Below are 12,267 nucleotides of genomic sequence, written 5' to 3' on the forward strand. Positions count from 1 at the left end.
AATAGTTAAAATATTTAAATGAGTAACTTAAATTATTAACTGTAACACCATAATTTCTAGAGTATTGAAAAATATTTTTTATAAACGAAATGTTTAAATCACCATGGAGCTTTGATATTTTGAATAAGAATGACGCAGATGCAATTATTAACCAATTATTAAAATTTCTATTATGTGAACTCAAAGAAAAAAACATGCCAATAACACATTTTAGAATTCAAAAAGCGATATTTAAAATCAAGATGGAATTAGGTCAAAATCATCCGTTATACGACCATTTACCTTTTTATTGGTTTGAAGATGGCCCATTTTCAACTGTTGTTTCAAAAGAGTTTAAGGAATTGAAGAATAAATATTCACCACACACAGTTTTTCTTAGTGACAAATCCTATGAAAAATTCTCAAAAGAAAACCAGTTAATAGGCGAATACCCCATAATTAATGAAATATCCGAGGGAATTTTCAAAAATTTATTTTCCAATACATTTGATGAAGATATATATTTAGATTATGCACCATTTTCTTTTATGCACCCATTTAAATATGTTTTATACGAAACAACAAGAGATGATGACTTATACTCCTCATTAACCGTTGACAATTATTTAAATGTTTTTTATGACTGTTTATCACAATTGCCTTATAATAATCTTTTAGTTGATTTTTCAGTATTATTTTCCCGATTATTTACTCGTTTGGAGTTGCTTAATGATGAAAATCAATTTTTTAATGCCTGGAGATATATTACTCCCCCAGTTCAATTATCATGGCGGACTTTTGCCAGATGGGTTAGGATTTATGAACATGACCGATTTTATGATGATAAAATCAATTTTTGGAAAAATGACTTTAAAAACTCCATTAGATATTTAAATAGCTCTATTGATAAATTTAAGGATAAAACTGAAAATATATTTACTGACTCTTCATCTGATTACAATTACGATTCTTTTGAACATATGTTAAATGCTACAGTTGGAAATTATTTAAAGTATTGAGTTTTCTATTTAAAATCATCCCATTTTTAATTAATGTCAGCCACTATCTGAATATATCATATCCCCTGCAGTTAAAGATCATAATGTTAACAAACTATAATATTAAAAACTTAAGAAAAACACTTACAATAAAAATTGGATATGTGAAATCAATTATTTGATAGTGAACTTGCAAATATATTAAAAAAATAGGAATTAATCTATTTAGGAATATAAATATCATCGTGGTGTCCATAGTTATGAAAAATTACTTTCTTATTTACTTCATCAACTATGAACAGTATTACATAACTATCATTAACATGAACCCTCTTATATTCTTGAAGAGGTTTATGTAAATTTTTATAATGATTAGGACTTGTTTCTAAAGTATTAGCAATTTCTTCCATTTTATTCCAAATATTTGAACGTTCTTTTTTATTTTTAACCTTTTTAACTTTCTTTTTAAATTTAGGTTGAACATCCATAGAATACATATAAAAACAACTCCTTTTAGAAAAAATTATAAAAAAGGATTATTCATCGTCGAATAAATCCTCATATTTGGCAACAGTAATAGGTTCTTCTTTTTTAATTTCATTCATTTCTTCAATAAATTCAGGATTATATTTTACATCAATATCTTCATCCAAATTATCAAAGACGTCTCTAATAGCTTTTTGAGCTTCAATTTCTCCATGATTAAAAGGTATGCTTTCGATAGGAGAAACAGCTACACCATTAAACAAAGATTTCATATTTTTCACCTCAAAAAACACTATATATTTATATCACATTTGAATAATTTAAAGTTTATGATTTAAACATCATTGTCAAAATAATGTGGATTAAGTTCTGGTTTAAAATAATGTTTTCTTTTGGTCCAAATAAATCCGTCGCCTTTTGTTATTATAGCAACATCCACATCCCCACCAACAGTTTCCAAACCATCTTGAACCTTTCTTTTTAAAGAGGTGATATTAATTAATGATTCAGCAAGATTACTTAATTCATCTTTCGGCAAAAACATGATAGAATTTAAAATAGGATTCCTATTTTTTTGTTTAAGACCTGAAATGAATTTATCAAAACGTTCATCAAAATTTGAATGTTTATTTTGAACTTTATCAAGAATAAATACAATTTTTTCAGCATCCTCTTTAGAAATACTTTCTTCAGATTTCACCAAATCTTTTAATCTATCATTATAACCATCAAGCACATTATTAAAATACATTTTCAATTGTTCTTCAGTTTTCATATCCAAACTTGTTAAAAACAATTCAATAACATCTGTTTGAGCAAGAGGGGCAAAAATAACACCTTTTTTACCGCCAACTTCATCATTTTCAATATCATCAAAAATGAATTTATCATCGTAAATATATCTTATTTTAAATAAAGTACATGAAGGGAATAATTTATCCGTTTCAAAGCCAACTATTGCCACACCAGTATAATTCTCCAAAACCATAACTTGTACAAAAATATTTTTCAACACTTCATGTAACCTATATTTTTTATCTGAATTTAATTCTGGAAGAATATCATTTAGAGAATTATTAAAATTTTCCAATGAAATTTCATCTTTGAAAATTTTGTCTTTATACAAATCAAAGACATCTAAATTCCCGTTATCAATTAACCAATTCTCAATTGTATTTTCATCTAGATTACTAACTTCCTTAGCCATATGTTCCGTAAATATTTTAATTTTATCTTGAAGAGACAATATTGGAAAATTATTCTTCTTAGGTTCTTTTTCCAAATACTCTTCAAACTTATTTCGAAAATCATCAACAGTGTTAACAGTTTGATCATCCATAATTCCTTTTCTAAAATCCTTAATTAATGTTTCAAATGGAATAGCCATAAAATTAGCATTATTATAAATCATAATCCCCATAGGAGGACTTTTAGATAACATGAATAATTTATTAACACCTTCATATGTTTTATTACCATTAATTGTAACGACACTATCAGCAGCTACTGCAACTGCACTTGGAGTCATAATCAATACTTCCGAAGTCATAATTAATAACACCCTTTTCAAATATATAATCAATATTAATATGTTATTTAACAATAATAAACATTATCATAGTGCTACGTGTGCAAAAACACAAAAACGAATGGTTTTAAAAATTTCACAAAGGATTTTCAACATGACCCCGAATATAAAAAGTAATATTTACCATAAGCACCAAATATTTTAATTACTATGTTTGATTTAGTTATTAAAAACTCCAAGTTAGTAGGCAAAAGCGGCGAGTATAATATTGGCGTAAAGGATAAAAAGATAAGAGAAATTACCAAAAAAAGCCTGAATGGAGATAATATCATTGACATCAAGTCAAATTATCTCATGCCCGGCTTTATAGACCCCCATGTCCATTTCAGAGACCCGGGCCTTACAAGAAAGGAGGATTTCAGATCCGGAAGTGAAGCTGCAGCTCACGGTGGATTTACAACGATAATCGACATGCCGAACACACTTCCAAAGACAAACACATACGATGCATTAAAGGAAAAGATGGATATAGCATCAAAAAAGAGCGTTGTCAACTTCTACCTTCAGGCAGGACACAATTGCCTCGAGGAAATGACCAAAATGATGGAGTTGAATCCCATCTCATTTAAGGTATTTATGGATTTGGAAACTGACGAAAGCCTTGAAGAGATTTTTAAAAATCTGGGAAAATTAAAGGAGACCACTTCATATAACGGTCTTGTTGCAACTCACTGTGAGAAAAGAAGCATTGTAAGTGAAAAAACCAAAGAGCTTGAAGGCTCAGATGACCCAATTGACTATTCTTATGCCAGACCATATACATCAGAAGATGAATCAGTAAAACAAACTATTGAGCTTGCAAGGAAAAACAATTTACGCCTACACATTTGCCACTTGTCAAGTAAAAATGCCCTAAATATTGCACGTGAAAACAATATAAGCTATGAGTTTACACCTCACCATCTGCTCCTTGACAATTCAGCATACAACACCTACGGCACCATGGTAAAAACCAACCCACCTTTAAGACCGGAGGAAGTACGTGTAAAAATTTCAGACATCGATGAAAATTCAATTATCGGAACCGATCATGCGCCCCACACACTTGAAGAAAAACACAAGGGAGTCTTTACATCCTCACCGGGAATTCCGGCACTTGAAACGGTAGTGAGTCTGCTTTTAACTGAAGTCAACAGAGGCAATTTAAGTTTAGATTTAATTCCTAAAATATTATCACAAAACGCTGCAAAAGTATTTAATCTTGAGTCCAAAGGAGAAATAGCTGTCGGGAAAGACGCCGACTTTACAGTCATTGATATGAATAGAAAAGGCAAATTCGATATTTCAACATTTAAAACAAAAGCGGAGTACTCACCATTTGACGGATGGGAATATGAAGGAGCTCCGGTAATGACGATAGTTAACGGCAGTGTTGTTTTTGATGATTTGTGATTGTTAACGGCCAATGCCATATTGTGCAAAAGCACAATATTCACAGACGGCATCAGCATTCATCTCTAGATGGATAGAAGTTAACAAGTAACTTCTTAACTAATTATATGAGAAAACATAATATTTAAAATGATTGATTTAATAAACATACAATCTAAAAAACACTTAAAAAAAATTGTGATTGGTTAAACGGCCAATGCCATATTGTGCAAAAGCACAATATCGTAGACGGCACCAGCATTTATATCAAAATGGATTGAAGTTACAAGTAACTTCACAAATAATATATAATAAACATATTATTTAAAATTAAGTTTAAAATGTATGTTTTTAGAGAAATCATTCGAAAATTACCATACGTTAAAATCAGTATCTTTTTGCATTATTGCTATGTCTTCAACTCTCCCACCATATAATTTCCACCATTTTTTGGGATTATAAAATTTATTAAAATCAGTTTTAACTGAAGATATTATAGGAGAATCCTTTAGTAATAAATCAACAATTGGAGATACATCAATATTTTTTTCCAAACATATTTTTAACTCCAATAATAAATAAGATGACTCATTAAAAGAATAAATTGTTTCTTTACAATATTTACCCAACAATTTAGTTGAATTAATAAGACATTTTTTATCCTCATAAAAAGTTAACACTTTTACAGATTTTAGAGTTATTTCCAAGAACTCTTTTAATGAATCTTCATAAACTACTATATCTGACATCAGTTTAAACTCCTATAATAACATATATTTAAACAAAGTTAAATAGTTTAAAAAATATGTTTTAAGAAAAATCACTCACAAATAGTGTTTAAAGCATTAAAATAGTTTTAACTAAAAAAAAAGAAAAAGTAATAGGTGTTTTCACACCTATTTGTAACATAATGCGTCTTCAGGACATGCTTCAATACATTGACCACATAAGGTACAGAATCCTGCAATCGGTAATTTAGGATTGTCTGTTTTGTGGAGCATGTCGTAAGGACAAGCACTGATACAGTCGCCGCATGCATCACATTTGGATGGGTTGAATTCAATTCTGTCTCTGACGACAGCTTCGCCATCGATAGTTACTTCAATAGATCCAATGTTTAATGCGCCGTTTGAACAAACTGAAGCACAAGCTCCACATCTAATACAACTTGCAAAAGATGGTTCGCCGTCAGTTTCTTCTAAAGCTGGGCAACACATACCTGTTTTTGTTACAACGCGAATAGCTTCTGTAGGACATTTGTTAGCACATGCACCGATGAAGTCACATTTTTCGACGTCACGGCCAAGACCTTCAGCATCTACTGGTGCACCTTCACCCCATTCCACATCGATTTCTAATGCGTCAACAGGACAGAGGTTTACACATAAGCTACATGCAGCACATACTTCCGGAATTTGAACGGTTAAATCTTTGCTGTTTGGTTTAATGAAGTCACCAGGACAAGCTTCGATACAGGTGTTACAACCGATACATTTTGAAGCGGTGAAATTAAATGATTTAATTTCTTTTCCACGTTTGACAGGTTTTTTCTCGGAGATGAAAATTGCATTCCAAGGACAGGTCTGTGAACATAATCCACATTTGATACATTTAGTGTCATCTACGGTAATAGGTGATCCGTATGCATCGAGAGTGATTGCGCCTACAGGACATGGGTCTACACAGGAACCGCATCCAACACAATCTGCGATGTAAATAGGGCCTTTGCCGGATAAGTCTAAATCGTATTCTTTAGGTTCTACAACACCAGGAATTCCAATTACATCTACTGGGCAAATGTCAACACATTTTTGACACATTACACAGAAACCTTTTACTTCTTTCAATTTTTCTTCTGTAACAACAATAGTTTCTTGTGGACATACTTCTGCACATTTGCCGCATGAGTCACACATTACGGAGTTGAATACTAATCTTGCTTGTTCTACGCCGTCAGCAATTTCGTAGTCTTCTACTTTAAGTGCGCCATTTGGACAGACATCTGCACATTTAGGTTCTCCTCCACAAGTGTCACAGTGAATAATTGTAGTAGGTGTTAATTCAATAGCTGATGTAGGACATGTACCTTCACATGCACCACATTTGATACAGCCATCATCGTTAATTATAATCATTTATAAAAACCCCCTTAAGTCTTAGAATCTTTTAATGAGGTTTCCTTCACTGTCTACAATATTTACTTCAGCTAATCTCATTTGACTATCCATTGTGTGGGTAGCACATGATAAACATGGGTCGTAAGCTCTGATAACCATTTCCATTAAGTTGAAGATACTGTCATCTACTTCCATACCAGGTTTGATGTAGTCTTTAGCAACTTGGTGAATACCCATTTCCATAGCTGGGTTGTTTTGGATAGTAGCTACAACAATGTTAGCGTAATTACATAATCCGTTATCGTCGGATTCGTAATGGTGGATTAAAGTACCACGAGGAGCTTCTACAATACCTACACCTTTACCTTCAGTTCTTTCTAATTCATCTGGGAATTTTTGACCGGATAAATCTTCTTCTAATGCGTTAGCAGCACATTCAGCTGATGCTAATAATTCGATGAGTCTAGCATAGTTGAATAATAATGGTGCTTGAGCATATCCGAATGCGTCACGGAAGTCTTTAAGAGCAGCTTGTGCTAATGGAGCTTCATCTGGCATTTTGTCACAAACGTTGATCCTGGATAATGGAGCAACTCTGTAAATACCTTCTGGGTATCCCATTTCTTTAATGTAAGGGAATTTTAACCAGGAGTAAGGTTTTACGTGTTCAGCGACAATGTCAGTGTACTCTTCGTTTCTGTATTCGAAAAGGTCGCTTCCATCTTTGTCTTTGAATCTTACGTTACCGTTATATACATCCCAGGTTCCGTCAGGTTTTACGATACCACAGTGTCTGGTGTCACCGAAGTTACCTAAGGAAGCTACTAAATCGATTTTTTCTTCAAAGACTGGTAAAGCTAATTCTAAAGTAGCTTGTGCTAATTCCACGTTTTCTTTAGCTCTTGCGAGTAAGTCTTTTTGGGTTTCGTCATCCAATTCGGTTGAGATACCACCAGGGGTGGATGAAGTTGGGTGAATAGGACGACCACCGATTTTTCTGACCATTTCTAAACCGTTTCTTCTTATGTTAATAGCTTGAAGAGCGATTTCAGGCATGTCTTTAATAACTTGGAAAACGTTTCTAGTTCTTCTGGTTCCGTCAGGAATGATTAAATCCGGAGCTGCTAAGAAGTAGAAGTGAAGAGCGTGGGAGTGCATGTATGAACCCCAGTTCATGATTTCTCTCATTCTGTATGCAGCAGGTAAGATTTCATAATCGTCGAAACCGAAAATTTGGTCAACTGCTTTAGCAGCTGCTAAGTGGTGCTGTACATCACAAATACCACAGATACGAGGTACTAATCTTGGTAATTCTTCAACTGGACGACCGGTTAAGAATTTTTCGAAACCTCTGAATTCCATTACGTGTAATCTTGTTTCTTCAACATTTCCTGCATCATCAAGATGGACAGTAATTTTTGCGTGTCCTTCAATACGAGTTACAGGTTCCATAGTAAGTTTAACCATTTTATTCTCCTCCTTTTTGCATTTTCATTGGTACTAATGCTGCAGGTAATGTGTAAGAGTAGAAAGTACCTACAATATCGTCCAATTGATCAGCAACAGTTTCAGGGTCTACAGTTTTATCTTCGGTTACACCGTAGTCAGAAGCGATTGCACTGATCATTTTTGCACCTTGGTCTAATACTTTGGAAGTAGGACCGTAACATCCTCTACATTGGATAGCAATGGAAGGACATTCTGCACCACATAAGGATACGGTTGCAGGACCCATACATACTAAACCTTGGGTAATTAAACATAAATCAGGTTCAGGTTTACCTAATTCGAATTGTCTTTTAATGAAGTCCATAGCTAAACCAGCAGGTGGTTTTTCTCTAGGACAAACTTCACATAAGTTGGTAGCAGGTAATTCGATTGTTTCACCATTTAATAATGCTAAAACAGCTTCAGCTACTACGTCAGAACGTGGTGGACAACCTGGGATAATTAAATCAATGTCCATAGCTGCACTTAATGGTCTTACTCTGCTTTCTAAGTGAGGTACATCTTCATTAGGGATGATACCTTCTGGGTTGACGGTAGATACGGAGTTGATGTATCCTTCTTCTGTTAATTCATCAACGGTCCATAAGTTTCCGAGACCTGGAATACCACCGTAACAAGCACAGGTTCCGTAAGCAATTACCATACTAGCTTTTTCGTTTAACATTTCAGCCAATTCTCTGTTTTCGTCGTTTCTGATTCCACCTTCAGCAATGAGGATGTCTAAATCAGGTACTTCATCATATTTAGTATCCATGAGTACAGGAGAGAATTCAAATTCTGCAAGTTCCATTACATCAATTAAAGATTCGTGGAAATCCGCAATTGATAAGTGGCAACCGGAACAACCTCCGAACCACATAGTTCCTATTTTAACTTTATCTGCCATAAATAACTCCTCCAATTTATCCTTCAGCGTTTAATTGGTCTTTTAATGGAGCTGGACCTAAGTCTTTAATTCTGTTAACCATCATGTTAACAGCAGTTGAGAACTTTTCACCTTCGGATGCGGAAATCCAGTCGTGGTGTACTCTTTCTCTTCCAATTCCCATATCTTCAACCAATTTGTAAATTAATCTCATTCTACGATCTAATTTATAGTTACCAGCGTCGTAGTGGCAGTCACCCATGTGACATCCTGCTACGAATACACCGTCAGCACCTTCTTTAAATGCTTTTAAAACAAATTGTGGGTCAATTCTTCCAGAACACATTACACGAATAACTCTGATATTCGGTGGGTATTGCATACGTGCAGTACCAGCTGTGTCTGCTCCTCCATAGGAACACCAGTTGCAACAAAACATTACAATTTTTACATCATCAGCCATAGAGTTTTTCCTCCTCTATCAAATTTTTTTATTTTATTTTTCGTTTCGAAAGGATTTCTCCTTTCAAACACAATTTTAGAATTTTTTAAAAAATTTTAAAATCGTTTTTTTAAGGCAAAATGTTTAGGTATGCCTTAATTTCACAATTTTTGTACTTTAATGAGCTAGCTCAGCATAACATTAATGTACTGATTATTATATTACTTTAATAATTAATATAAAGGTTACTTAGAAAAAAAAGACAAAAAGTTTATATACTATGAAACTATTTTTTAAAAAAAAGAAAGGAAATGGAATTTACATTCCATCTACGCTCATGTCAATCATCATTTGGGTTTGTGCGGCCAATTCATCAGGTAGACCTGTAATGTCCATGTTTAAGAATCCTCTAACAATCATGGACTCCGCATCTTCTTCTGTAATTCCTCTGGAAGTCAGATAGTTGATTTCCTCTTCACTGATTTTTCCAACCGCTGCCTCGTGAGACATTTCAAGATTTGCAGAACTTGCCTCAAGTTCCGGAACGGCATAAATCATACTGTCATCGGATAGCACTAAACCGTGACATTCAAGGTGTCCCTTAACCCCCGGAACGGTACCGGACAAATGACCTCTGGAATAGATTTTAGATTCATCCTGAGACACTGCCCTTGAAATTACTTCTCCCCTTGCGTTAGGAGCATTCAAAAGCACACGGGAACCGACATCAATGATGGAGTCCTTCTTACCTCCCTGAATGGACTGGAAAATGGCTCTTGAATTTTTACCGTCACAGTATGCGGTAGGGTATGACTGGATGGTTGAAACCGGACTTGTCAGAATGTAATTGTTGATGTAAGTTGTATCATCCATTAATTTAACCCCAGTTCTTGGCCTTACTTCAACCTGCTCTGCCCAGTTGTGAACCATTGTAAATGTGATTTTGGAACCAGGTTTTAAATACATTTCAGAAACGCCGACGTGCATTGCTGAGGCCACATCATCACCTGTAGCGCAGCCGGTAATGAGGTGAAGCTCTGAGTTTTCCTCAGCGATAATTACATTGTGGGCGGTCTGCATTACAGCCTCGTCGCCTATAAACATACATGCCTGAACCGGCATTACCTCCTTGGTTCCCGGAAGTGAACGTACAAAGTATCCGCTTGTAACTCCAGTTTCCTTTTCTCTTAAGGCGGTTTTTGCAGTGTATTTGTCAGCGTCAGGCTTTACCACTTTCCATAAGTAGTCCTCAAGCCATTTGTACTTGTCCAGTGCAACGGACATTCCCATGACTTCAACGGAATTGGATATTGAATTGTTGGTAAAGACATTTGACTGGTCAACCTGTAAAAATGATCCGGAACGGTTGTTTTCCTCGGTGTCGACTCCGACTTTCAACAATGTATTTTTGGTCTTTTTGTCGACATCATCCAAATCATCCAATAAATCCAAAGCGTTAACGGCCTCATCTGTAAAGTTTTCTATTGTAACGTCTGCACCAATTGCAGCTTTTTTATCTTTTGCTCTTTCAGCATCCTCATAAACATTGCGCACACTCAACACATCCATTAAATCCATTTTTCCTAATATCTTCAAGAATCTCAGTAGGGTTTCCGGAACAGGAAATCCTTCCGTCCATAAGCACGTGTGCCTTATCAGCACTTACAAAGTTTAAAATATAACCTAAGTGAGTGATTAAAAGACCGCTTCTTACTCTGCTTCCCTGCGGTTTGTCCTTATCAAGGAGAGTTCCGATTTCGGATGCAAGAAGCTCTACATTTTCAATATCCACACCGGAATCCGGTTCGTCAAACATGGTAAAGTCAGGCATCTGAGCCAGGAGCTGCAGGATTTCAGACCTTTTGACCTCTCCTCCGGAAAATCCGAAGTTGACGTCCCTATCTAAAAACTCATCGCTGAACTTGAGCTGTGTTGCAAGTTCCTTCATCCTAGGGTTTAAGTCCTCATCCATGTCCTGATGGGATTCGATTTTAAGCAGGTCACGAACTGACACTCCCCTGATTGAAGGAGGTGACTGAAAGCTTACTCCAATACCTAACTGAACACGTTCTGCAGTGGATAAGCCAGTAATATCCTGACCTTTGAATTTGATAGTACCGTTTACAACATTATATTGTGGAAATCCTAATATAGTTAAAAATAAGGTACTTTTTCCAGCACCGTTTGGCCCTAAAAGTACGTGGGTTTCCCCTTCTGCAATGGAAAGGTTTATGTCTTTTAAAACCCTTTTTCCCCCGACTTCAACAGCCAAATTCTCAATTTCAAGTAACATAATAAATCACCTAATTCATGAATAATTTCTTATAGTAAATTTAGACAACAAAGTATAAATACTTAATATAACAATGTTAATAACCTGTTTTAAAAAAATAAGGAATAACTGAAAGGATTTATTCAGTTACAATGATGAACTCGCCGACTTTTTCGACTTTGGCAAAAGGAATTAACAACAAGTCACCGTTTCTTTTAGCACCTTTAACGTGAATGTTTCTGTCTGCTTCTACACGGATAGCGATATCAACGATTTTACCGGTTTTTTCGTTAATAATAAGTTCATCTAAAACACCAAGGATACGTGCATTGTTGGTAGCAACCTGGTAGTTTCTAATTTCACTCCATAATTTTTCTTCTCTTTTTGGAATTTGTTTATTTTCCATGAAATCACCTTAAGTAATATTATAAATTTAATTATATATTTATAGTATATTATTATAAAAGTATTTATCTTTTTAGGTAGTTATTTTTTTAGCAAGTTAGATAGGATTGGATGATTGCTCATCCGCACCCTCTTTAGAACCGTACGTGTCCGTTTTCGAACATACGGCTCAAGCAGAACTTTATCCGAAAGTTCTGTTATAATAATTCATCGATTCATAAAATAGTCCTCTTTA

13 protein-coding genes are annotated in these 12,267 nt (G+C 34.6%); 2 read left to right on the top strand and 11 right to left on the bottom strand.

Annotated features, from left to right (window positions below):
* Positions 1–119: 119 nt before the first annotated feature.
* Entirely contained in the window at positions 120–998 is an 879-nt protein-coding gene (locus tag ACKI44_RS02265) for a hypothetical protein (RefSeq protein WP_407421148.1), read from the top strand.
* Positions 999–1,198: 200 nt separating this feature from the next.
* On the opposite strand, the gene ACKI44_RS02270 is transcribed toward ACKI44_RS02265, so the two are convergent.
* The 3 genes from ACKI44_RS02270 to ACKI44_RS02280 all read right to left on the bottom strand — a co-directional run bounded on the left by ACKI44_RS02270 (position 1,199) and on the right by ACKI44_RS02280 (position 3,012).
* Positions 1,199–1,474, bottom strand: a complete 276-nt coding sequence (locus ACKI44_RS02270) for a type II toxin-antitoxin system RelE family toxin (RefSeq protein WP_407421150.1) — start codon at positions 1,472–1,474, stop codon at positions 1,199–1,201.
* Between the two features lie 39 nt (positions 1,475–1,513).
* The gene (locus ACKI44_RS02275; protein ID WP_407421152.1) at positions 1,514–1,735 is read right to left on the bottom strand and encodes a DUF2683 family protein; all 222 of its coding nucleotides are present in this window, start codon (positions 1,733–1,735) and stop codon (positions 1,514–1,516) included.
* A 62-nt stretch (positions 1,736–1,797) separates the two neighbouring features.
* The gene (locus tag ACKI44_RS02280) at positions 1,798–3,012 is read right to left on the bottom strand and encodes a hypothetical protein (RefSeq protein ID WP_407421154.1); all 1,215 of its coding nucleotides are present in this window, start codon (positions 3,010–3,012) and stop codon (positions 1,798–1,800) included.
* A gap of 189 nt (positions 3,013–3,201) precedes the next feature.
* On the opposite strand from ACKI44_RS02280, the gene ACKI44_RS02285 reads away from it, so the two are divergent.
* Positions 3,202–4,443 (top strand): dihydroorotase, encoded by a 1,242-nt coding sequence (locus ACKI44_RS02285; RefSeq protein WP_407421156.1) that lies wholly within the window; start codon positions 3,202–3,204, stop codon positions 4,441–4,443.
* A 350-nt stretch (positions 4,444–4,793) separates the two neighbouring features.
* Here ACKI44_RS02285 and ACKI44_RS02290 read toward each other — a convergent pair whose 3' ends face one another.
* From ACKI44_RS02290 to ACKI44_RS02325, 8 genes are all read right to left on the bottom strand, one after another.
* Entirely contained in the window at positions 4,794–5,171 is a 378-nt protein-coding gene (locus tag ACKI44_RS02290; protein ID WP_407421158.1) for a hypothetical protein, read from the bottom strand.
* Between the two features lie 147 nt (positions 5,172–5,318).
* On the bottom strand, positions 5,319–6,557 hold the full coding sequence (locus tag ACKI44_RS02295) for a 4Fe-4S binding protein (RefSeq protein WP_407421160.1): 1,239 nt from the start codon (positions 6,555–6,557) through the stop codon (positions 5,319–5,321).
* A gap of 21 nt (positions 6,558–6,578) precedes the next feature.
* Positions 6,579–8,006 (bottom strand): Ni/Fe hydrogenase subunit alpha, encoded by a 1,428-nt coding sequence (locus ACKI44_RS02300; protein ID WP_407421162.1) that lies wholly within the window; start codon positions 8,004–8,006, stop codon positions 6,579–6,581.
* A gap of 1 nt (position 8,007) precedes the next feature.
* Complete coding sequence (locus ACKI44_RS02305) at positions 8,008–8,934, bottom strand: F420-nonreducing hydrogenase (RefSeq protein ID WP_407421164.1); 927 nt, start codon at positions 8,932–8,934, stop codon at positions 8,008–8,010.
* Between the two features lie 16 nt (positions 8,935–8,950).
* On the bottom strand, positions 8,951–9,376 hold the full coding sequence (locus ACKI44_RS02310; RefSeq protein ID WP_407421166.1) for a hydrogenase iron-sulfur subunit: 426 nt from the start codon (positions 9,374–9,376) through the stop codon (positions 8,951–8,953).
* Positions 9,377–9,673: 297 nt separating this feature from the next.
* Positions 9,674–10,924 carry a SufB/SufD family protein gene (locus ACKI44_RS02315; RefSeq protein WP_407421168.1) on the bottom strand — a complete coding sequence of 417 codons (1,251 nt, stop codon included), beginning with the start codon at positions 10,922–10,924 and terminating at the stop codon, positions 9,674–9,676.
* Positions 10,893–11,648 (bottom strand): ABC transporter ATP-binding protein, encoded by a 756-nt coding sequence (locus tag ACKI44_RS02320; RefSeq protein WP_407421170.1) that lies wholly within the window; start codon positions 11,646–11,648, stop codon positions 10,893–10,895. The genes ACKI44_RS02315 and ACKI44_RS02320 overlap by 32 nt, the downstream gene beginning before the upstream one ends.
* Before the next feature lie 118 nt (positions 11,649–11,766).
* Positions 11,767–12,033 carry a PRC-barrel domain-containing protein gene (locus ACKI44_RS02325; protein WP_292799780.1) on the bottom strand — a complete coding sequence of 89 codons (267 nt, stop codon included), beginning with the start codon at positions 12,031–12,033 and terminating at the stop codon, positions 11,767–11,769.
* Positions 12,034–12,267: the final 234 nt, after the last annotated feature.

Source organism: Methanobrevibacter sp., assembly GCF_045646205.1.
Taxonomy (GTDB): domain Archaea; phylum Methanobacteriota; class Methanobacteria; order Methanobacteriales; family Methanobacteriaceae; genus Methanocatella.